This is a genomic window from Thermoclostridium caenicola, from assembly GCF_900142095.1.
GTDB classification, from domain to species: domain Bacteria; phylum Bacillota; class Clostridia; order DSM-8532; family DSM-8532; genus Thermoclostridium_A; species Thermoclostridium_A caenicola.
Genome location: NZ_FQZP01000047.1, coordinates 1 through 22,420, shown reverse-complemented (window position 1 = coordinate 22,420; position 22,420 = coordinate 1). Strand labels below are relative to the sequence as shown.

The following is a 22,420-nucleotide window of genomic DNA, read 5'->3' as shown; positions in this document are numbered from 1 at the left end:
GACAAACTAAAAACCGGAATCTATTCGACACAAGGCACAAAGGTGGGTCAATTTTTTTCTGGCTCTGGTGGGTCAAATTAATTCCGGCGTTGACAGCCTATAACTCTCAAAAATTACTTTAACTGATTTCTAATAATTAGAACTCCTATTGATGAGGGAATTGCTATTGCTTAAGATTTAATCTTGGTCAAGTCAAGTTGCTACACAAAAATCAACCAAAGGAGGTTACAAACCATATCAGATAAAATGGCCTCTTCCCTGATGGTGATTCTGCGCTAAGGCTGGTTTGCATACAGAATCGGCCGGTCTTAAAGTTACCCCTTTTGATCCAACATGGGTTGACTGAATAATTAAAAACCCCAAAACCGAACATTAATTACGGTTTTGAGGCATCGGTGCCGAAAACGGTAATTGAATCCGCACATGTTCATCACAAGACGGTTTTAGGCACGTCGAGCCTTGCAGAACGAAAGCATCAAGCAGGTTCGCGCCCTCAGCTCACATTTGCCCTCTCAGAAATCAATGTCTCCTCTTTGCCGTCGGATGAGCCCCTAACAGGCATCCCGCATGACGGGCAGAACTTGCTATTTGCCGGCAAAGCATTACCGCATTGCTTGCATGTCATTTCGATCGCCGTTTTACGCTTCCTGAGCCTAACAGCAAATACAATCCAAAAGAGTACCAGAATCCCCGCTGCGAGGGTTACCCAGCGGTAGCTAACGGCATAGATATGGCCAAGCTTTGAGTCCATGTAGAACAAATTATCTCCTGACACAGCCCTCAGCATGATCACAGCGGCAATGACCAATATAACGGTAATGACAGCCAGCACAATCAGCAATATCTTAAATGGCTTCTTCATTGATCTTGAGCCCCCTTCTGTTTTCTATTCAGATAGATATACCAGGCCGTGAGCGCCAGGAACAATGCGCCGGGAACTGTGTATATGATCCAATTGTCACCGTTCGCATTCTCTTTGTTTACAGTGATGGTCTTAACGCTTTTGTTTCCCGCAAGATCATAAGCTGTAATTGTGATAGGGTTGACGCCTTTCTCCAGCTTGATTTTAGCCGTAAATTTTCCTGAATCGAGTTTATGTTCTATCCCATTTACAGCTACAACGGCATTTGGCTCCGTCATTCCTTCGAGGATAATATGGTCATTGGTAGTCCGGATGCTGTCGGCGTAATTAAGGCTTACAACAGGCGGGGTTTTATCCACGTTAATGATTTTGGTAAATGTTTTGATATTGCCGTATTTGTCTTTCAGATAGGCTATCACCTCATGCTCACCCTCGGATAGGTTCAGCTCATAATCTCCGGCACCCGCATCTTCAATGAGCAGCGTTCCATCCAGATAAACCCCTGCAGTGACATCGGGCGGGCAATCGACATTGACAAGGATAACGTCTTCCCTTGTTGATGAATAATCCGGAAATGTTATCGTTCCTGCCGGCACAGCGTATATCACTTCATAAACGTCAAATTCGCCGTAAGCCTCATCACCGGCATAGGCAACTGAAAACTTGACCTTTTCCGTATCATCAGGCAGTTCTATGGTGTAAAAATTGCCATATACCCAGTCAGTCGTGATAACTGCCAGAGTATCAAAGTCATAAAGGGTAACCACATAATGCCCGTCGCCTTGCGGAGCCCAGGTGGCAAACAGCTCACCGTCTACGCTTCCGACCCTGATGTCTTCAAGCTTGGCAGGAGCTTGCGGATGCTTGATGTAAAGCGGCTTCTCTGTTGATAAAGTATAATTTCCCCTGCCATCGTACACCTGGATGGTGAAGCGATACAGGCCTGTCTGCAATTTATCCGTCGACACACTGGCCGAGCCGCTCCTGCTAGCCGAATAATCCTGCCAGAGCGTGTATGTGCCATAGTATCCGCCCTGTGTTGCGTTGATGTAGAGGCTGACGGTGTCATTTTCCGTTATGACATCCCATTTGAAATTTATGTACCCATCGGATACATCGGCTTCAAAGCTTCTAATCGCGTTGTACTGCGACGAAGCCGAGTTTTTACTACCGCCGCTGACACTGATCATCCCAAGATCCTCGCCGGTCACATACACTTTCCAGTATCCTGAATTAGCCGTGCCAACATTGATAAGCGCCTTTCCTTTTCCAAACTCGGCATTTTGGTCATTTGCCTGAATCATCGTTCCGCCGGGAGTTTTTATGCTAATTGAGGCAGGCTGATCCGCATTTTCCCAACTCACAAAGAAAACGCAGTCCGGATAATCACGATAAAGATATACACTCACTTCCCGGGTGTTTGCTGCGCATACATCGACTATTGGCACGAACGTTAAAACAATAAGCATGGCAACAACCAGTTTTTTTACCATAGCCTTTAATCCTCCACGTAAGTACTGAAGCCATCTTGCGGGCTGATGCCACCCATGGCGTTTGCGTTATAAGTCAGCGTTTTTCCTCCGTAGTTCAGTTCGACCGTACAGACGGTCCCTTTTGAGGCTTTCCGAAGCAGTTTTACATTGAAGCTTGCCCTGCCGTCGTGCTTGATGCCATAGTAAGCATTATCAAGATGTCCGTCAACATCCAGATTCAGCTCTATCCACCAGTCGTCGATGGTTGCTGTTCCGGTGATTTCACCGCCCAGGTCGGTTCCGAACAGTGAAATCTCGTCCATGCAGTTTATGGGTACCACAAGGCAGTCGTTGCCTATCACGACATATTTGTCCGGGTTTGATGAGTGATATGCCTTAATGCCATTCTGATACCTGTCTTTCGTGCAAACAAACTCTATTTTGTCGCATTTCAGCGAAATATCATCCAACAGCCCGGATACCTGGCTTCCGTAAGGTTCACTGGAAATCGAAAGAGGGTAGTCCACCGTTATTGAGCCGTCAAGAGCTTTTGGCGGTACATTGTCTGTGAAACACGCGCTCAGCCCATCGGCATCGATAGTGAATCCGTTTGCGTTCAACGACACCTTGTCCGGGTATAAGCCCAGCGAGGTAATGGTGATCGGGCTTTGCCTGTTAATCTGCAGCGGGTCATAAAGGTAATTCAGCTTTGCCATGCCCGATATCGTGAACATCGAGTTGGTATTTGACGTGTCAATGGACAGCGTTCCATCCTCTATACCGATCAAGCCGAGGTATCCCCTTACCGTGCCTTTTCCCGTAACGCCCGCAAAGTCCTTTTTAATGACGACGGTCATTTCATCGGTCTGGACAGACAAACCATAAGAACTGTGGTATTGATCCCGAGGGTTATATCCCGTTATCGTTTGGAGAGCGTTGCCGGCTGTGTTGTACGGTAAAGGTATGCCATTTAAAGCATAGTTGAGATTGTTCTGCAGCTCTGTGAGCATATACCCGCTGCGAATGGTATAAACAAGTTCTGAACCGTCAAACTCCGCCTCTCCATAAACTTCTCCAAACCCGGGCAATGTCAGTGTCGCGCCGTAATAATTGAGCCCTATTGACTGCTCATCAAAGTAGAAGTCAAACCGATCAAGCACTTTTACACTGCTTCCACCGTATACGATCTGACCATAGTTGGCGTCTCCTGTCCAATAAGCGGCAAAATCAACATAAGCCGCACCGCTGCCTGAAATTGAACCGCTGCTTACGTTTATTCTGCCTGATCCCATCGTAATCGGGGAACCCGAATACAGCGTCACAGGTGAAGATGCGCGTATGAATCCGTTCAGGATAACCCTGCCGTCCAGGTTCAGCGTGTAATCGTCGAGCTGCTCAACCCTTTCGGCATAGATCGTGTTTTTGCTGTTCCCAAGCACGATAGTTGCACTTGTAGATTTTTTCCCTGAAGTTCCTGCAACTAAGATAAGTTTATCGGAACTCTTGGATGTTCCGTCGGCAAGCTGTACGGTGACCCTCAACTCTCCGGGATTGAACTTTCCTTTTAGCGTAAACGTAATGACCGAATTGCCCACCGTTTTCACATTTTTTATCTCCGTACCGTTTACAAAAACCTTTACGTCATCCGTTACACCCGACGCACTGATGAATATCGGCACACCCAGTTCCGCATCCTTTACCGATACAACCGACGGCTCGGCATAAAGCAAACGCAGCATTCCCGATTCAGCGCGCCTAATATAGCTGCCATCCCTTGTCAGTACCATGCCGCCATAAGCGTATAAGCGTGAGCTGTTTACGTCATAATCCTTAAGCCCAATGGTAAGCATCCGAGGATTTGATGCGACATCTTCCTCAACGGTATATTCAAAGCAATAGTTGTTAACAATGTAGTTTTGCAGCGTGGTGTAAACGTTGGCCAACTCCTCGTCAGTCACAGCTTCCATAAAGTAACCGCCCGTCCGGTCTGCAATGTTCTTCATATATTCCCTGTCTCCGCCACCTGTGCTGACGGTAAACACAGCGACATTCTCCTTCTGTGCAGCTGCAATAGCCTCATCTATCGTTTCTGGAGTGTTATCCTCACCATCGGTCATCAGGATAATCGCCTTTGCTCCCTTAGAAGGACCAAGGGATTCAAGCCCGGCCAACAAGCCTGAGGAGATAACCGTTCCACCGTCGGCATTTATTTGGTCTATACCTTGTTCAAGCTTGTCGGGATCGTTGGTAAGCGGTACCAAAACCTCGGCTTCGCTGTTATAAATCACCAATGACATTTCCTGAGTTTCAGGATCCATATTACGTATGCAGGCTTCCACAGCGCGTTTTGCATTTTCAATCCGGTCACCCGCCATACTGCCGCTACCGTCTATGACAAGCGCAATCGAAACGTATCTGGTGCTATCATCCATGATGCGCGTTACTTTCCCGTTTGGAATTTCAAAACCGTTATCGGAGAAAGTAAAATCTCCGATGTCAAAATCATTTGCCAGCTCTTCCATGCCGTCTTTTTTACCATTGACATTGACGTAGGCTCTGACCGTAGGGTAATTATCAGCATCTACACGGCTGATAAATATCGAAACACGTTCGTATTTGAGCAGCTTGTTCAGGAACTGGGAATAATTCCTGGCCAGCACAGAATCAGGCAGGAAAACGTCCGCTTTTATAACTTCACCGATTGCGGTGGCAATGTCGTCATCGGAAGCGGAAGTATCGTGGTACACTTCTCCGAGCTTGGCCATCGCAGTCTTTATCGGTGAATCATCGCTGATTCTATCCTGGTTTCTGATAAGGTCAAGCAGAATCTCCCGTGCCTTGGCTTCATCGCCCGACGCAGAATAAAGCTTCGACAGCTGAAGCATAATGACACCGCTATTATCGCCGAACATCGGCATCCGGGCAGTCAGCCAGTTTATGATGCGTTTTGCCATCACTTGGTTGGCCTGCATGCGGTATTCCTCTGCTTTGGCAAGCTTTTCGCTGCGCTTCGGATCGCCTTCGTCATACTTATTGGCCGCCCTTTCCGCGTCTTCCGCCCTGTCGAGCAGCGCGGCAATTTCTTTGTCATTCTCATCGTAAGAAGTCAAGCTTATGTTATTCATCAGCTTTTGGGCTATCACATCTGTATAAAGAACAATATTTTCAACAGACGCGTCTGATTTGAGCAGCTTGCGGGCATTTTCCTCCGCGGCATCCAGATCGCCCATGGCATTGTAATACTTGACCGAATACCGAAGCAACTCTTTGTCGTTCGGTTCGTCCAGGAGCATTCTTTTCAATGTTTTTTCATCGGTTGCATAAAAGTCATCGCTGCTGAGCATTTTGTCGCGGTTGAAATTGTCTATGAATCTGACCTCGTCTTTTTCACTGATCTTTAGCAGGTCAAAGCAGTCTTCGGCAATATCTTCAAGCTTTTCATAAACTTCCTCGTCAGAAAGTGGACTACCCTCCAATCCTGTCATACGGCGTGTCAGGGTATGAATTTTTTCCACTTGCTCCGTCAGTTCGTCATCCAGTTTGCCGCCGGATATCAGATCGTCTGCTTTTATGAATGCGATGCCATAATTGCCCCGCCAGCAATCGGCAAGCATCGATACTATCTCGGCGTGAGGATCCTGGACTTTTTCCGCATGCTCCGCCGCCTTCTCGATGTTGCCTTCAAGCAGATAGCTATATGCATTGAAAAGCGTTTTTAAAGTTGAGTCTGTTTCTCGTGCCATAGAAAGGCCACAGCCTATGCCGCTTGCAACTGTGAGCACGCAAAGCGCAACCAGGCTTATGTTACGAACAACCGTGCGCTTTATTTTGAAGCGTTTTGCCGTAATAATATCAACTGCGATGAATATCGCAAAAACAATAGTCAGCGGTAAAAATACATTCATGCCAATCACCTCACAGTCCTGAGTTGCTGCCGATATCGCAGTACAACAGGTTTGCCTGCTCAATATTCTCGAAATCGCCTATTTTGTTGTTCGCCAGATATAGCAACCGAAGGCTGCCGCCTATTTTGGGAACCGACGTCAGCTGATTATCCGACATGTGCAGATATTTCAGGTTCTTAAGCGAGAACAGGGCATCGGCGTTGGTTATTCTGTTTCCACGCAGGCCTATGTACTCCAGCGATTCCAGTCCGGCAAGGGGTGAAACATCAGAAATTTCATTATTGGCAGCATAGAATTTCTTCAGGTTTTTCAGGCCGGCCACCGCGCTTATGTCGGTAATCTTGTTGCCGGAAATGTCAAGCCGCTCCAGGTTTGTGAATGCGGACAGCTTTGCCATATCCTTGTCGGTCAGTCCGCAATCCCGAAGGATCAACTCAGTAACGTCAGTCTGATAAATCCGGCCGGCAATCTCAACAGTCGAAGCGTTTGATGTCGCAGGCGCTTCAACCGTACCGCTGCTCGTTCTCGCGAGTTCATGCATCTGCCGTTCGATAAGCGGGCTGTTCGTCGCGTTATAGCCGGCTTGCAGCTTTTCCATGGCGGTATCCAAGTCTCCCATATACCAATAGGCTTTTGCCAGAGCCAGGTAAGCTTCCGTATTGTTGGGCTCGACGGTTATAACTTCTTCAAGCACGGCGGTGGCCTTCTCATAGTTGAGTTCGGCAAGATACTTCTCACCTACGCTAAGCTGGGTAGCATTCACAGCCTGGGTTTTATTGGCGCGCAACGCATACGCGAAAAGGCCAACCCCCGCTAAAGCGACAACCACTGCGACGATGGCTATTATTGTTATGCGTTTTCTCATCTTCTTCCTCCTTTGGGCAGGAATCTGCCAAGCAACGGATTCTGTTTCCGTATTTCGGCGGCGATTATCGTAATATTATCCCTGCCACCATTGTTAAGCGCCTCGGACATAAGTTCCTGCACAGCCTTTTCTATATTTTTGCAGGAGCCAAGTATATGTTCGATACGTTCGTCCTGCACCATATCCGTCAATCCGTCCGAACAGAGCAAAAGCCTTACTTTTCCGGATAAAGGTACAGGCGGACTCATATAAGGCTCTGAAATCAGACCATTTTCAAAAGCAATGCCCAGGCATGCGGTAAGTTTGCTCCAATCGCCGCTCCGTCTGGCTTCGGTTTCGGAAACCAGCCCGGCCTTCACTCTTCGCATGGCAAGCGTATGGTCAATACTGACCACGCGCAGTCCGGTTCTTTCATCGAACATGTAAATTCGTGAATCGCCTATGTTGTACGCCCGTATTTCGCTCTGGGTCACGACTGCAAGTGCCATCGTCGTTCCCATGCGTACGGACATGGTTTTCGATTCTTCCCGGATTCTCCTGTTTATGTCATCTACAAGCACTTTTACCGCCGAGTCAATCTGGGCTGTGCCTGCGCTGCAAATTCTATCTGCATGTTCCGCCAGCGTTTGCGCCGCTGTCAGGGATGCCTGCTCCCCCAGCTGCTCGCCACCAACGCCGTCGAACACCGCAAAAACAGCAGGCGCTGAAAAAACGCCTCCCGTTTTGAACGGCAGGTTTTGTCGATCACTTGTCAGGATCGTTCCACAGCAGTACAGATTATCCTCATTGTTTCTGCGGGCACACCCTTTATCCGAGCGAGCGGCGAAGACTATCTGCGGATTCGGCATAACTGTTTATTCATCCCTGCTGCCGTACTCTTCGTCAAATTTTCGGCGCAGGCGTTTGCGGCTGCCTAAAAGCACTGAGATGACGATTATCGCAATCACGACAACCAGGAACATGCCTGCTATACCGCCGTAAAAGAGCATCTCGCCCGGAGTTAAACGCATCTTCCGCCCTCCTCTTAATCGATCCACTTATTTGCCTTAAGCTGCTGGATTATCAATTCAAGCTGCTGCATTTCGGGATCGCTTTCACCCGGCTTGACAGTCGATCGATACAGCTCGGACGCAATTTCATAATACTTCTTGACCAATGAATAATCGCGGTTTTCATTTTTGATCTTTGATTGCCTGTCAGCCTCCAGAAAGGCTTTACGCATTGGTACCCGGTAATCATTGGGAAAAAGATCGGCCATTGTATCCAGGACTGCTGCCGCACGGTCATAATATCCCTGGTTCTGGAGAAGTATGGCCAGGTTCTGCAAAATATGAAATTGGGGCACACTTTCTTTCGCCAGTTGCTCGAACAGCGCAATTGCCTTATCATATTCACCGCATTTGACGTAAGCATCGGCAAGCCGCTCGGTCATCTCTGCCACCCGGTTGACCGGGATCCTGTTCAGTCCGTCGGACAGCAGGCTCACTGAACGTTCCGGCTGTCCCTGCAACTTGAAGATTTCATCACACGTATGATAGGCACGATACCGCACATAATCATCATTCGTCATGTCAATAACTCTGATGAGGCAGTCGATAGCCTTTTCATATTCCTGCATGGCAAAAAACAGCTCGCCTTCGAGCAGGTTCAGCGAATCTTCGGCAAGATCAAGGACCTGGGCTTTCTCAAGGACACGCTTCGCTTCATCAATCTTTCCCGTTCTTGCAAGCGCAATGGCATAGTCCCGATAGTAAATGGGGTTGTCCCTGACGAACTGAACGGCAATCCCAAAATTGCCTGCCGCATTGGAATAATCCGGATTCCCAGGCCAATAGTAGTAACAGTTGCCCAGAATGTAGTAAATATCTCCAAAACTGCGCTTTGCTTCAGGTATGGTTTGAAATTTTGCAATATTGCCGAGGTTGGATTCGATGTAATCGCGGCAGGCCTCAATTTCGCCGTCATTCCAAAGGCGTTCGGCCATAGCGCGGTAAGGGTCGATCCGGTCTTCGAATATTGCAAGCGCTTCATGAAATGCGCCTTGCGCATCGGAACCGTTGATAATCTCATAAACCGCCTTGTAATAGCGCTCTTCTTTTTCCTGGGCCATAACGCTGTGCCCGTACAGGGTGGTCCCGGCAAAAAGGGCGAACGCCAGCGGCAGGATGATCGCCGCTGCGACCTTTTTGGCCTGTAATATCCTCCACCTGCTGTCAAGCTTGTGAATGTTTCGCAGGGCATCGGCCAGCATTTCGGCAGATTCAAACCTTTCGGCCGGATCGAGCCTCATGGATCGTTCGATGATGTACACGATTCCTTCACTGAAATCCCCAACCTGAGCAATCGGTACAACGTCCCTTGCCCTCTCGGGGGGATGGATTCCTGAAAGCAGGTGATACATCGTTGCGCCCAGGCTGTATATGTCCGAACGTTTCCAGTCTATTCCGGCTGTCGGCGGCGGCGCGAGCAACTCGGTTCTCTGCGAGTCTTCGGCGTCGCTCAGAACCTCTGTCATCTGGCTGTCCTTTCCGACAATCTCAGTTTTATCGTCATCGCGCAGGACTTCCGTCCCGGTACCGCCCGATGCCTGCACCTCAACGCTCGAGCTCCCGAAATGTATCGGCGCGTTGTATCTCTTTTTATACCTTTCATAAATCTCATACTGCTCAGGTGAGGCATATCCCAGGCTTCGGCTGATCAGGCGCACATCATTGCCTCCCACCAGCGCGGCGTTGAAATCGATCAGGCAGACGTCGCCGTTGGGCAGCAGCATGATATTCGCCGGCTTAATATCACGATGCGCTATATTTTTCTTATGAATAACTTCGAGAGCCGAAGCAAGCTGAGCATACCACTTGACAACCTGTTGCTGCGAAAACCGCCGGCCTCTCTCAAGAAGCTTGTCAAGGCTCTCGCCTTCAATAAACTCCATCACCGTGAATACCCGGCCGTTCTCGGTGATGAAATCCAACACCTGCGGCAGATATGGGCTTTTGACATTTTTAAGGGCCTCGACCTCGTTGCGCTGTGTCTCAATATCGTTGTCTGAGCCACGTTTCAGTTCCTTTATGACAACATGCTTTTGAAGGCGCACATGCCAGGCCTTATAGACTATTCCGCCGCCACCCGAACCAATCTCTGATTCGATCTGGTATGTTGGGTCAGAAATAATGGACTTCATACATTGACAAACTCCGTCATTTTATTGATATTTCCCACATTGCCTGATGAAGAACTGTAGATCGAGTCGATCATCAGTGTCACGCGCCCGCATTTGAGCTTATCGCGTTCCGAGATTCTGCGCGGAGCGGTTAACGGTTCTCCATTCAGCAGGGTGATGTTGGAACTGCTGAGGTTTTCAGCGGTCGGCGCTCCGGTCGCATCAATATAGAGTCTGCATTGCCGTCTGGACATACTCTTTTCATCTATGCAAACCTGGCATCCGGCGTCTCTCCCAATCAACACACCGCCTGACAGGCTTATTTCCCAAATCTGATCCGGATTGCTTATGTTACGCAGCCGTACGCACAACTTGTCGTTTCCGCCTGCGGTTGCTCCCGCATTGGTTAAATCGGCGTCGATGATTTCAGTTTTTTGGTTGAAGGCCGTACCATTGGTTATGGAAACGCCGCTTATCACACCGCTCTTCTTTTTTCCCCTCACGACAATAACCGCGACCAGAACCGCAAGCAACAGGATTAGTACTATTCCTGCGCCAATATAAACCGCAATGGCATACTCCCCGAAATTACCGGATGAAGCAGGTTCCGATTCAGATCTTTCAGAATCGTCGGAATGGGAACGATCTCTTTTCGGAGATGGCCGGACCGCTTCTATACCCGGCGCAGGCGATACCACCACATCAGGTTCAACAGCCTGCCCCAGGTTTGGTGCCGGCGTACCGGAGACAGGCATCTCGAATACCGGTACTTTAAAATCAAACTGCACCATATTCGTCCCATCTGAGATATCAAACTGGCGCGTCGATCCATCGAGAAGATTTCCGGGAATCTCTGCCCTGAGCCAAAAAATACTGCCGACGGCAATATTTGACGAAAATTCCTGTAATTCAGTCTCCCCGTTCAGGTTAAAATACCTGCCGCCGCTTATTCGCACAAGGGCGGCCAGTTCTTTTGTCGGCTCAGCCTGTTTTGCCGCGCTGACGGCAATCACATCGACGGGATAGTGTTCCGCCTGCAGTCTGAGGTAAAGCTCCTCCTTCGTAATGCCGCTCGCGGTATCATCGATACCATCCGTTATCAGTATTGTGCGGTAATAACAGGGATTCCCGTCAATTGGCTGAATCTTGGGAATGGTATTATATACAGCGTCGTAAATCTTGCTTTGCATGCCGGTGAACTCCATCTTTTCGGCTGCGACTGCAAGATCGTAGCGGTCGGAAGTAAAATCCTGCAATACAGACAATTGTTCACCGAACGCTACAAGCCTGTATTGCTCATTCTTACTGATACCGGCGATCAGTAGTTCAATGAGCGCCATTATTTTTTCACGCATCTGCGTGGGGATGGACTTAGAGATGTCCACGAGAATGGTTGTGCGGACGGTTACGCCCTTATCCGCCAAAAGACCGCCGTCAACCACCGTTGCCGGCTGGTTTGACACCTTGCAGCTAATGCTGCCGACATCCATTTGTCCTGATATGTACACATCGACGTATTGCTCCCATGCGCAGGCCTGCGATAAATCAGCTTCCCCCTGAGCAAGGCCGTCAACCGTCAAGGAAAGTGCCAATATCAGTCCAATCACTGCAATAACGGATCTTTTGATGAACATAGGGCGTAACCTCCGGAAGATTCTTGCGTCAAAAGCAACAGGCCATCAGCCTCCGAATGCGGACGCAAGGCTCTGGTCAGTATCGCGGAGCGCGTTGGCTGCTGCATCCAACTCGCTTGCCACGCCTTCAAGAACTTGCGGCAAAGTGTCGCGAAGGATCGGATACATTTCGTTTTCGAACTGGTTGACAAATGATTGCTGTGCCGCACCTTCCCAGCGTGAAACGATATCGTCGATCTTGCTCTTTATAGACTGCACTTCCTGGTTGATGATGTCAAGCCGTTGACGCAAAAACGACGCACCATCATTCAGTTCCTGGGGGGTAATTACAATTCTTTCTGCCATTTTTTCATCCCTCTTTCCTTTCATTTTTTATTTTTATCCGCTAATACTGCAGATTCGCAACTGCATCAGCGGCATCAAAAACTTCCTGGTATTTTTCCTTTGCTGCTTTAAGGTTATCCTGCATATATTCGAACACCAAAGCATACTTCATCAGGTTTTGCATAAGATCCTTCTCGTATTTTTTAAAAAAAACATCCGAAGCTTGGGAAATCCAGTCGCTTTTCAGTTGCATAATGGTCTTTTCAATATTCTCCCGCAGTCTGTTAAGCTCTTCCCGTTTTGCTCCCAATGCCGCTATCGCTTGTTCAAATGCGTCCTGGTCAAGATATAAATCCATAAATCCCACTCCTTACTTCTTGCGTAACTCTTCAGGCAGCATCGTATTTACGGTTTTTGCCTCTTCTGCAGCTTCTTCATTACGCCCGAGAGCTTCCAGGATACTTACGCGCAGCAGGCGCGGCTCTGCGCGGTCCGGCTGCAGTGTTATAACATAATCGATGAGTTCCAGAGCTTTGTCATATTGGCCAATGTCGCGCAGACACATAGTCCTGAGCAAATAGGCATCCAGGTTACCGGGAGCGGCAAGCGCCTGGTTTCGGTATTCATTGATGGCATCCTTATACTTTGGCAGTGCTTCATCCATCCTGCCGAGCATTTTCAGGGCAAAGGGTTCAAAATATCGCGCCGTTTCCTTCTGGTAGCCGTCTTCTGCTTTTTCCAGCAGTTCTTGGGCATAACCAAGCACCTTCTCATATTCTTCAGTGGAAAGATGGCAGTTGGCCAGCAGGAATATTACCTCGGTATCAAATTCACCTGCTTTTTCAGACAAAGCCTTTGCCTGCTCCAATGCCGCAATGGCGGACCTGACATCCTCACGGCTTGCATAAATTTGCGCCCGCTCCATATAAATGCGACGGCGTACGGCATCATCAGTCTCCTCGGCATTTTCAAGCTCCGCAAGGACAGCCAGCGCTTCGTCGAACTTCTTCCGTTCTATGAGCAGATTTGCCTTGTCAATTATAAAGCCAGGGTCTTTCGGGAATAGATTCAATGCGGTATTCAGCACTTCTTCCGCCTTGTCATACTGTTTCAGCTGCATGAGCACGGAGAATTTCAGATGATATCCCTCGAATACATCCGGATTTGTAAGGATCATTTCATCAAGCGTTTGCAGCGCCTCAGGGAAATGGTTGCCCTGCAGCAGAAGCCTGGCCTTGCGTATACGGATATCAGGGCGCAGGGGATCACGCATGATCGCTTTGGAATAGTTGCGGATAGCCATGTCGATCTCGCCCTTTTCCTCGTGCAGCAGACCAATGCTGTAGTATACCTGTGCATCATCAAACCCGTTTGCGATCGCTTTGTTATAGTTTTCAAAGCCAAGGGCGATATTCCCCTGCAACACGGCAATGTTCCCCAGGTGGAAATAGGCCAGTCCGGATGTGCGATTAACCTTCAAGGCTTTCTCAAACTGCTGCTTCGCCTCGTCAAGCCTGTCAAGGTTAGCGAGAGCAATACCCTTTGAAAGATACACGTCTATGTTCATCGGGTTTTCCTTTTCGGCCTTGTCATAGTATGCAAGGGCTTCCTCGTGTTTTCCCTGTCCCGCAAGCACGGCACCTTGTGTGAGATATTCCTGTACCTGAAGATTGTCCATAGCACCCTTCCTTCCATGTTATTTTCTAGTTACAACGAAATACAATACCGTTACGAATACAGCCAAAGCAAACAATCCAATTCCTATCGAGGCAAATATCCAGAACGCCATTTTTTGTCCCCTTGCACGCTGTTTCTCATATTGCGGTCCTTCAAGGATAACCCTGAAACCACTCCTCGTAGGGAAATAGCGTATCGGGAATTCTTTGCCGATACTGTTTTTATCCAAATCCGCCACAGACCAATCGGAATGCCACTTCACCGGCACCCCGTTTACCAGGAATCGGAAAATGGGCCTGCTGTTCTGAGCATTGTATTGATAATCCGTATAATCCGGAAGCCCGAATATGTACTTCAACTTCCTCCCGACCGGGTGGTAGTATTCATGGAATACACGAAATCCAACCAGCTCGCCGTATGTTTTTATTCCTCCTTTTTTATAGCTGAATCTCGCATGAAGGCAGCAACCGATAATGAAGAAAATCACTCCTGGTATGGCCAATGACAAAGGCACTATCATAAGGCCAAAAACCTCGTCATTCACGGGGAGCCACCTCCGGCCGGACTGCATTCAAAGTACGGGTATAGGCTCTTAAAACTGGAATATGCTTCTTGCCATGACTTTTTAACGTCCTTAATTTTTCCTATCAACCCATTGCCAAACCCTGAAATATCCTTAATGTTGCCTGATTTATCCAGGTTTGAAATGAGGCCGCCGATGCCTGTCTTATTGATAAGCTTGGCATAGTCGTTGTCGAACAGGGTATCCTGTACGATTTTTTCGGAATATCGTCTCAACAATCGTCTCAACAATCCCTTTTTCTTATCCTCCTTGTCCGGCTGAAGCGTCTTTTGGATTTTTTCCAGTACGTTGTTTGTCACTTCAACGACCGTCTCGACTTTTTTCAGGGGCTTGGTTGTTTTAAAGAGGGTAAGGTTATACCTGATCTTTTCCGCGATATTCCTGAAGAATCCCAAATCGCCTACCTGTTTGGTTCTGAACCAACGTCCGGGATCCTTGAGGGCATATTTAAGCAGTGCCAGCTGGTACTTGGCCGACTGGGAAATATTGGTCAGCAAGGTGGTCCTGAGCCCGGCGGAAGTGCTGGTTGTCAGTTTCTCGTTAAGTATCAAAGCTTTTGTACCACGCCAGATTGATTTGAGCGTCACCTTTTTGGTCAGCTTGCCATCCTTACCGCGGGCAAGCTCCTTGAAGGCAAAGCTTACCCCATTTTTGCTCAGTATGGAATTGATTGTCTTGCCGATGGAATGAATGATGAGAACGACACCGGCCAGCGCTTCGGTGAACTCAATAGCGGCAGCGCCAAAATTGGATAACCGGTTTAAGAACTTGTCTTTAAAGTTAGTTTCGCGCAAATGTTGCGCAAGGGTATCACGTTTACCGTATATCTGGGCCATCGCCGGATTTCCTGCATAGCTTTCCTGAATTGCCTTAACAGAGTAACCCGCATTTGCGACAGCATTAGCCGTAGCAATTACCGCAGCAACACATGCCGCAACAGCATATATGACTGCTCCGGCTGTGATGACCGTAGCTGCCAATAAGGCTGTAACTGCTGTTACTGCAGTTATCACTGCGGCTACCGCCAGTCCGATCTTTAGCAGCATATCCAGGCAATTCATAACGAGCTCCTGACCGCCGCCGCATTCCCACCAATACCGTATATCTTTTACGAGATCAGATATGGCGCTTACCGCATCCTCGCCTAATTTCAGCAAGTCTCCCAGCAACGGGACATTCTTCATGTCACACCAGAAAGAGGTCAGCACCAACCGCGTTTTGGGCGGACAAAGCTCCGGATTCTTCTGGAAAAAGTTATTCTGGTTTGCTTCTATGGTATGTTTGACATCCTTGTCCACCCGCTTGGCCGTATCCAGCAACTCTTGCGTTTTGGTTGACAGCATGCGCGCGTTAGCGGACTTGGTACGAAGCTGGTTGATTTTGGCCTTGACATAATAGTCCGCGTTGTTGAGGGCTGAAGACATCCCGCCTGTAACAGCGTACATTTTTGCCTGAACTTTATTGCTAAGATCGTTGCAGTATTGATCTATCTCATTGGCAAGCCTGTTGGCTTCCGATACCGTTGCTGATAAATCGCCATAGCGCAATGCAAGTATCATTGTTACGGCCCCTTTCTCTGTTTATGGGTTCTTTGCGGCATTCGCAGCCGCCTTTGCAGCCGCTTCGCGCTGTCGCCGCTCTTCGGCGGCAATTTCAGCTTTAATGCTGCTTATTCTGCTTCTCGCGTATGATATGTCAGATTCGGTCTCTGCTATTTGCCTCACTATGTCATTGAGCTCACGCTGGAGATCATTATCAGCCGATGTAAGGTTGTCATCCACTCCCAGGGTGCGTTCTTCCTTGCCTGACAGAATTGCGTCTAGCAGGTGCTCTTTACCCGAGTACTCTATGGCGTTTTCAAGCTTCTGCCTGGTCGTGCGCAGCCTGTTGTTGATATCATTTGAATTGTTGTTAACAACCGTCCTTAGGGCATTCTTTACTCCCTCGGTATCGGTTTTGCGCCGCTTCAGCTTGTTAAGTTTGGCATTCAGGTCGCTTAACCGACTATTCCATCGGCTAAGCTCGCTGTAAAGCGAACTGAGACTCGCCATATCATCACCTACTTTCAGGAATCAAAATTCTTGGCCAGTGCATCGTCGGTTTTTATATATTCGGCATGAGCATCAATCAAAGCGTCCCGGAGATCATACATGATACCGGCAATGTCCTTCAGATTTATCTGGACTTGCCTGTAATCCTTTTCAAAAGCATTGCGGCCCTCGCCTTTCCAATTTTGGACCAGGGTTTCGCAAATTTTGTTGACCTCGCTGACCAGGTCTTCAAATTCCCTTATATAACCTGAAAATGCGGTCAAGACAGAGTTGAAATTGCTTGTATTAAGATGATCCATAATACCCTGTGGATCTTTTAATTGCATGCTAAATGCCCCTTTCGCATTTGGTAATTTTTATCTTTTCAATACCGTTGCGCGCATCATAGAGGTAGCCGTCCCCGAGCAATATGGGCTTTTTGAAAGTTTTAAGGTCGTTAACCGTGAACTTGCCCGCCCCGAAGAGCTTAATGTTTGCGAGATCGTCCAGCAAAATATACACGCCGAAATCCCGCGCAATTTTCATCATCTCGGGGGGTGAGTAATCCCCGTTGTTTTCGACGTTGGAGAAAATAAAGCAGATCTTCAGTTGCCTTGCATCGCCCAACAGCTTTCTGAACTGATCGCTCACCGGCTTCGGGACGACATTTGCCGCAAATATCTGGGAGTTTTGGACGATGCACAGCAGTAGCGGCACATGGTCAAGGCTGCCTCCCATGCGCAAAATGTCCATCCGTTCCTTCGCGGCATCGCTGAATCTTTGAACGATGGTTTCAAAATCAGCGCAATCGATGGTTATCTGCTGCACAAAGCCGTATGTTTCAAACTCTGAAAGCTGCCTGTCGTAACCATCAATAAGATATGCTTCACAGGGCAGGTCAAAGACACGTCGCTGCAAATAATTCATAATGATTCGCACCAGGTTGCTCTTGCCAAACTTCTCCCTACCGTAAATCCCGACCGATCCGATTCGGGCCAGATCTATGGTAACCGGCTCTATTTCGTTGTATGTCAATCCGATCGGAACAACATAATCGTCAAATTTGAAATTGTTAAGCTTCCAATATTCATCGGTAAGCACCGAAGGAATCGAAGGAACGGCACGAGCCCGTATGGCGCCAAACTTCCTATTGATTTGCGCAACAAACGCTTTTGCCTGTTCAATGCGTTTGCTCTCGGTGCGCCTGGTTTCTGATTCCGTTTTTTCAACAATGCCGTCAAAGGGCAAATAAGCCTGATATTCATAAACAACCTTGTCAATGGATACCAGTCCACGCCCTTGCAGATTTTTGGGGCGAATGTTGCATCTGTCAAAAATATTGTTATACTCACTTCTTTCAGTGCAATTGAATGCCAGCCGGGTAGCAAAATTGGCCATATATTTGTAGCTCAGACCTGTAGTCTGTTTTGCCGTAGCGATTACCGTTATGCCCAGAGCCAGTCCTTCCCGGCAGATATTCAGCAACTCATCCTCATATTCCTGGAAAACTTCCCTGAAGGCCTGCAGATTGTCGATCATGATGACAATCCTCGGCAATTTTGTCTCATGCGCCGTCTCAAGGTACGCCTCGTATGAACTGATCCCCATGGCGGAGAACTGCTCTTTACGCTCAACGATCTGCTGTTTGATCATCTTGAAGAAGTTCTTGAGCTTCTCATCGTCAGCATCGGTAAGAACGCCTCCTACGTGATTGAGGTTTTCATAGATTTTTAATACCTTGGAGGCAAAATCCAGGATATAGATGTTGATTTGCGTTGGTGAGCACTGCTCCGCCACTGCGCGAATGATGGTCTGCAGCAGCATGGTCTTTCCGGTCTGTGCCGAGCCGATGATCATGATGTTGCCTTCCGACAGATCGATCCTGACCTCGGGCTGTACCTGATTGCATGGATCATCATAAATGCCGATACGGATAACGGTGCTGCCGGACAAGCTATCATCCCCGCATTCATAATCCAGGATCTCGGGCAGGGGAGGCGGACAAATGCTCGGAAGCCTTGCAATACCCGCTTCTTCACAATAACGTTTTATGTACTCAACCATTGCCTTAAGCTGCGTCAGCTTGGTCCCGTCGCTCGAACGCCTGGCTTTTTGCTCATATACGACAGTGCGTTTTCCCGTAAACGACACCTCGGAAATTGTAAACTCGCGTATGTTGCCGTGTTTGTCACTTATAGCCGAAGCACCGCTATATGCAGACTGGAAAAGCGTAAATATCTCATTGTTTCCCACCTGCAAGTATGCGCGGCCGGGCTCGCGGATCTCGGCGGCAAGCGGCGATCTCAGGACTTCGTTGCTGTCCTCTCTGGTGGCGACTTTAAGGCAGAGCTTAAAGCGCGAGTTGCTCCATATCTGTTCGTTCACCTGTCCCGCCGGTTTTTGCGTAGCCAAAATCAAATGAATCCCAAGGCTTCGGCCGACCCGCGCCGTACTGATCAGTTCTTTCATAAATTCAGGCTGTTCCGCCTTTAACTCGGCAAATTCGTCTACAATGAGGATCAAATGTGGAAGCGCTGTTTTGGCTATACCGGCGCGGAACTTGCCGATGTATTGGTCTATGTGATTCACCTCATACTCGGCAAACAGCCTCTTGCGTTTTTCCAGTTCAGCCCGGATAGACAGCAGGGACCGGTTGATTTCATGGCTGTCAATATCCGTGATCTTGCCGATAAGATGCGGCAGATTCTCAAACTGGTTTGCCATCCCTCCACCCTTGAAATCGATGATGAAGAACGCCACTTCATAAGGGTGAAAATGCGCCGCTGCAGAAAGGATATAGGACTGCATGATCTCGCTCTTGCCCGAGCCGGTGGTTCCCGCCACCAGTCCGTGCGGGCCGTGGGCCTTTTCATGGAGATCAAGAAAGACCTTGCTTCCTTTGACATCAACGCCAAGAGGAACGGCAAGTGACTTTTGCACATTCGATTTGCTCCAGCGATCCATGAGGTTCAGATCTTCGGGGGACAGGATGTTAAGCAGTTCAAACAATGTAATATGTGATGTAAGCCTCGAAGATAAGGCTATCTTCTCACAGAAAACAGGCGCCAGGCGTTCGGCCACAAACTTAATGCTTTCATCCCTGACCTGCTCCCGCACAAACGGGCAGGAGAAAGCCTTGTCCTGCGTCATCCTGAGCGTGCCTCCATTGGGCGTCAGCTCAACGATTTCGGAACATTCCTTCGGAAGATTTTCCATGTACTCCTTGAAGTAGATAAAACTAAAGCCCAGTTGCGAGCAATGCCCGGCATATTTGTACAACGGGTGGGTTTTTATCCCATATTCTTCAAGCACGAATACGACATAATAGGGAACAGGAGTTGACTGGCTTTCGCCGGCCAGTTGGGCTTCCCGTTCGGTCATCAACGCATAAAGATATTCAAAAACATTATCGCGGCTCTCTTCATCGCAGACAATTCCCCTGAATCCGCCGCCTGATTCCTTGATATGGGGCAGCCATTTTATCCATTCATATTTCGACCGCTCGTCACGCGGAATGAGGACGACAACCTGAACTTCCTCATAGCTGTGTTCAACACACAAATCCAGCAGGATGGCTTTAAAAAATTCATACTGGTCAGCGGCAGAACCTACCACGCCGACTGTCCCGGACTCTCGCAGATGCAGCAATACAGGAGCATTCTTCAGAAAGGCATATTCTTTGCTGAGTTGCTCGGGAATTGGCATCAGCTCGTTCTCAACCTTGATGTGTTCTTCCTGGCTATACGTCACCTTGCGCATGGCAGGAACATCCCCAAGACCGATGCGGACATGCAGGAAGTCGGCATCCTTCGGTGAGCGTTCAAACAGCCTGCCGGAAAATGATTTGACGAAATCTCTCAACTGTTCAGCCGATGGGTAGATATCGACAAGCGCAGCAAGTTCGGCTTGCCGCTCCATCTCGATTTCGCGACGTTTATTCGCTATATATGCGGTGTAATCAGCCTTCCATTGAGCGACTTCTTTTTTGTATCGTTTGCGGCTATAGACAATGCTGAGGATCGACGTAAGAATACCTACTGCCGCAGTTGAAAGGCTGAAAATCATTAACGCCGGGTTGCCCGAACCCAATCCTTCAATGATCCCGCTTCTTGTCAGAACTGTAACCGCAATCATGGCCAACGCGGGAGTCAGTTGCAATACCAGATTGTCACGAGGTTTGTCCGGTTTCTTTGGCGGATTCAATATTTCAATGGGGTCATTATTGAACGCATACAGCATTCGGGGACTCCGGTTAAGTTTCGGATAATTGAAAGCCGGAGTCTCGTCGCGCAAAGGCTGGGCTGAAACGCCGCTAATGCGCAGGTCATCACGCATAGCGGTATACAGCACTTGATTCTTATAGTAGAAACTGTAATCGGCCAGACCGATAAAATCATATTCCTCAACAACCGTTTGATCAAAGATGCGCATTCCATTAAGGGTAGCGCTGTTCGGAGCATGGCTGGCATCAACAATGAGCTTCCCATCCTGTCCCCGGGTAAGCGTGATATACTCTGTCCCCACGAATCTGCTGCCCAGGTGAATCTGCGCGTTCGGAGCATTTCCGATTACCAGGCTGTTGATATTGCGAATGTCTAAAATCGTATCGAAATTCACGGCCCCAACGGCAAAATCGTAAGCAAAGGTCAGCGTGAAAAGCACTGCTTTAGTATCTTTATTGTGAACGTTCAATATGTCGCCATGCCGGATGGCCGTTTCGCTACAATCCTTTACTGTCCTTGAACTGATATACATCATCTCATTACATGAAACGCGCCATTCATCGCCATCGAGATACAGCATGATGCATACGGGAATTTCGAACAGTTCCCGTTTCAGCCGCACATCGCAATCCTGCAATGTGCCGATACGGATGCACGGCGTATCGCTAGAGACATCGACTTCCTTAAATATGTCATTGTTATGGATAGTCAATATGTAACGCTGATCAACCATAATATTACCTCGTGATATTTATCACGCTTCCATCGCGTATGCCATATTCACGCAGCGTGCGATCGCCTCTCAACAGAGCGATTGGCCGCTCTGCTTTCAGGTAGAATTGGTTCATGTCATTGGGTTGCTCCGGAAAGAATATATGGTTTAAAGCCGAACATAATTCATTTGCAGAGATGTCCAACGGAACTTCCAGATCGCGCGAAATGCCTCTCTTATGCAAGTTAACAGTAATGATCGCACTATTCTGGCTCACTTAGATTCCTCCATCAGGGAAACTATTCAAGGTATGCTTCCATATATTAGCATAATATAATCCCGTTTTCAAGCTGATATATCAGCTGATCGATATAAGTATTGAAATTTTTCAATATGTACAACGGTAATTATTTGCCGTCAGGAGGGATGTTGAGGGATAATCCCCTATCTCATCCATAGAGCAAGCAAACCTGTAATAGGTGGCCTCTACCACTGACGAATAAAATCATTAAAAGGAACTGACTAAACGTGATAATTGATTCTTTTGCATATAAGCCGATTCGTGGTATTGTATCCTTACACGGCCTTTTTCTATAAAAGCATTATTCCCCGGCTGCCACACATACAAAATCTTACTGAAATCCTGGAGTTAGAAAGAAAAGCTCATTGATTTAACATTGAAAGGAAAAGGATCGCAGATACCGATACCAAGAATATAGTAAAGTGAAAGTCACATTTTCTTCATGAATAAAGATTTCAATTTTATCAAAGGATGATGCTTGATGGTGATATTTCAGCCTATTACAGAAAACTCATTAGACATTGTACTGGAAATTCTTAACTCAAATACGTGTCACCGCCGGGATATAATTGACCCGGGAACGCCGAAAAGAAAATGACCCACCCCTGTAGAATATATCCCTCTGTATGAAAAGAACAACAACAAACAACAGAGGGGAGATATATGCTAAGG

Annotated in this window: 17 protein-coding genes; all 17 read right to left on the bottom strand. The window is 48.0% G+C overall.

Going from position 1 to position 22,420, the window contains the following annotated elements; all coding sequences use genetic code 11:
* Positions 1 to 493: 493 nt before the first annotated feature.
* The 17 genes from F3H12_RS10770 to F3H12_RS10695 all read right to left on the bottom strand — a co-directional run bounded on the left by F3H12_RS10770 (position 494) and on the right by F3H12_RS10695 (position 21,724).
* Entirely contained in the window at positions 494 to 862 is a 369-nt protein-coding gene (locus F3H12_RS10770; RefSeq protein ID WP_149679330.1) for a zinc-ribbon domain-containing protein, read from the bottom strand.
* Positions 859 to 2,355 (bottom strand): hypothetical protein, encoded by a 1,497-nt coding sequence (locus tag F3H12_RS10765; RefSeq protein ID WP_149679329.1) that lies wholly within the window; start codon positions 2,353 to 2,355, stop codon positions 859 to 861. Before F3H12_RS10765 ends, F3H12_RS10770 begins: the two co-directional genes overlap by 4 nt.
* A 5-nt stretch (positions 2,356 to 2,360) precedes the next feature.
* The gene (locus F3H12_RS10760) at positions 2,361 to 6,077 is read right to left on the bottom strand and encodes a vWA domain-containing protein (protein ID WP_188118496.1); all 3,717 of its coding nucleotides are present in this window, start codon (positions 6,075 to 6,077) and stop codon (positions 2,361 to 2,363) included.
* A 172-nt stretch (positions 6,078 to 6,249) separates the two neighbouring features.
* Entirely contained in the window at positions 6,250 to 7,104 is an 855-nt protein-coding gene (locus F3H12_RS10755; protein WP_149679327.1) for a leucine-rich repeat domain-containing protein, read from the bottom strand.
* The gene (locus F3H12_RS10750) at positions 7,101 to 7,952 is read right to left on the bottom strand and encodes a PP2C family protein-serine/threonine phosphatase (protein ID WP_149679326.1); all 852 of its coding nucleotides are present in this window, start codon (positions 7,950 to 7,952) and stop codon (positions 7,101 to 7,103) included. Before F3H12_RS10750 ends, F3H12_RS10755 begins: the two co-directional genes overlap by 4 nt.
* 6 nt (positions 7,953 to 7,958) lie before the next feature.
* Entirely contained in the window at positions 7,959 to 8,114 is a 156-nt protein-coding gene (locus F3H12_RS13275) for a hypothetical protein (RefSeq protein ID WP_188118495.1), read from the bottom strand.
* A 14-nt stretch (positions 8,115 to 8,128) separates the two neighbouring features.
* Positions 8,129 to 10,285, bottom strand: coding sequence for a protein kinase domain-containing protein (locus F3H12_RS10745; RefSeq protein ID WP_149679325.1), 2,157 nt, complete (start codon positions 10,283 to 10,285; stop codon positions 8,129 to 8,131).
* Positions 10,282 to 11,898 carry an FHA domain-containing protein gene (locus tag F3H12_RS10740; RefSeq protein ID WP_149679324.1) on the bottom strand — a complete coding sequence of 539 codons (1,617 nt, stop codon included), beginning with the start codon at positions 11,896 to 11,898 and terminating at the stop codon, positions 10,282 to 10,284. The genes F3H12_RS10745 and F3H12_RS10740 overlap by 4 nt, the downstream gene beginning before the upstream one ends.
* A 45-nt stretch (positions 11,899 to 11,943) precedes the next feature.
* Positions 11,944 to 12,243: a WXG100 family type VII secretion target gene (locus F3H12_RS10735; RefSeq protein WP_188118494.1), complete on the bottom strand. Its 300-nt coding sequence runs from the start codon at positions 12,241 to 12,243 to the stop codon at positions 11,944 to 11,946.
* A gap of 40 nt (positions 12,244 to 12,283) precedes the next feature.
* Positions 12,284 to 12,580: a WXG100 family type VII secretion target gene (locus F3H12_RS10730; RefSeq protein WP_149679322.1), complete on the bottom strand. Its 297-nt coding sequence runs from the start codon at positions 12,578 to 12,580 to the stop codon at positions 12,284 to 12,286.
* 12 nt (positions 12,581 to 12,592) lie between these two features.
* Positions 12,593 to 13,900, bottom strand: a complete 1,308-nt coding sequence (locus tag F3H12_RS10725) for a tetratricopeptide repeat protein (protein ID WP_149679321.1) — start codon at positions 13,898 to 13,900, stop codon at positions 12,593 to 12,595.
* A gap of 18 nt (positions 13,901 to 13,918) precedes the next feature.
* Positions 13,919 to 14,443, bottom strand: coding sequence for a hypothetical protein (locus F3H12_RS10720; RefSeq protein WP_149679320.1), 525 nt, complete (start codon positions 14,441 to 14,443; stop codon positions 13,919 to 13,921).
* Complete coding sequence (locus tag F3H12_RS10715) at positions 14,440 to 16,041, bottom strand: hypothetical protein (protein WP_149679319.1); 1,602 nt, start codon at positions 16,039 to 16,041, stop codon at positions 14,440 to 14,442. The genes F3H12_RS10720 and F3H12_RS10715 overlap by 4 nt, the downstream gene beginning before the upstream one ends.
* A gap of 21 nt (positions 16,042 to 16,062) precedes the next feature.
* Positions 16,063 to 16,533, bottom strand: coding sequence for a hypothetical protein (locus tag F3H12_RS10710; RefSeq protein ID WP_149679318.1), 471 nt, complete (start codon positions 16,531 to 16,533; stop codon positions 16,063 to 16,065).
* Between the two features lie 14 nt (positions 16,534 to 16,547).
* Positions 16,548 to 16,859, bottom strand: a complete 312-nt coding sequence (locus tag F3H12_RS10705) for a WXG100 family type VII secretion target (protein ID WP_149679317.1) — start codon at positions 16,857 to 16,859, stop codon at positions 16,548 to 16,550.
* Position 16,860: 1 nt separating this feature from the next.
* Positions 16,861 to 21,468: a type VII secretion protein EssC gene (essC, locus tag F3H12_RS10700; RefSeq protein ID WP_149679316.1), complete on the bottom strand. Its 4,608-nt coding sequence runs from the start codon at positions 21,466 to 21,468 to the stop codon at positions 16,861 to 16,863.
* Positions 21,469 to 21,472: 4 nt separating this feature from the next.
* Positions 21,473 to 21,724 carry an EsaB/YukD family protein gene (locus F3H12_RS10695; protein ID WP_149679315.1) on the bottom strand — a complete coding sequence of 84 codons (252 nt, stop codon included), beginning with the start codon at positions 21,722 to 21,724 and terminating at the stop codon, positions 21,473 to 21,475.
* Positions 21,725 to 22,420: the final 696 nt, after the last annotated feature.

Bases quoted from the DNA above. Each gene is read 5' to 3' on its own strand.
- F3H12_RS10770 (WP_149679330.1), bottom strand. From the start codon at position 862: ATGAAGAAGCCATTTAAGATATTGCTGATTGTGCTGGCTGTCATTACC.
- F3H12_RS10765 (WP_149679329.1), bottom strand. From the start codon at position 2,355: ATGGTAAAAAAACTGGTTGTTGCCATGCTTATTGTTTTAACGTTCGTG.
- F3H12_RS10760 (WP_188118496.1), bottom strand. From the start codon at position 6,077: ATGGCACGAGAAACAGACTCAACTTTAAAAACGCTTTTCAATGCATAT.
- F3H12_RS10755 (WP_149679327.1), bottom strand. From the start codon at position 7,104: ATGAGAAAACGCATAACAATAATAGCCATCGTCGCAGTGGTTGTCGCT.
- F3H12_RS10750 (WP_149679326.1), bottom strand. From the start codon at position 7,952: ATGCCGAATCCGCAGATAGTCTTCGCCGCTCGCTCGGATAAAGGGTGT.
- F3H12_RS13275 (WP_188118495.1), bottom strand. From the start codon at position 8,114: ATGCGTTTAACTCCGGGCGAGATGCTCTTTTACGGCGGTATAGCAGGC.
- F3H12_RS10745 (WP_149679325.1), bottom strand. From the start codon at position 10,285: ATGAAGTCCATTATTTCTGACCCAACATACCAGATCGAATCAGAGATT.
- F3H12_RS10740 (WP_149679324.1), bottom strand. From the start codon at position 11,898: ATGTTCATCAAAAGATCCGTTATTGCAGTGATTGGACTGATATTGGCA.
- F3H12_RS10735 (WP_188118494.1), bottom strand. From the start codon at position 12,243: ATGGCAGAAAGAATTGTAATTACCCCCCAGGAACTGAATGATGGTGCG.
- F3H12_RS10730 (WP_149679322.1), bottom strand. From the start codon at position 12,580: ATGGATTTATATCTTGACCAGGACGCATTTGAACAAGCGATAGCGGCA.
- F3H12_RS10725 (WP_149679321.1), bottom strand. From the start codon at position 13,900: ATGGACAATCTTCAGGTACAGGAATATCTCACACAAGGTGCCGTGCTT.
- F3H12_RS10715 (WP_149679319.1), bottom strand. From the start codon at position 16,041: ATGATACTTGCATTGCGCTATGGCGATTTATCAGCAACGGTATCGGAA.
- F3H12_RS10710 (WP_149679318.1), bottom strand. From the start codon at position 16,533: ATGGCGAGTCTCAGTTCGCTTTACAGCGAGCTTAGCCGATGGAATAGT.
- F3H12_RS10705 (WP_149679317.1), bottom strand. From the start codon at position 16,859: ATGCAATTAAAAGATCCACAGGGTATTATGGATCATCTTAATACAAGC.
- essC (WP_149679316.1), bottom strand. From the start codon at position 21,468: ATGGTTGATCAGCGTTACATATTGACTATCCATAACAATGACATATTT.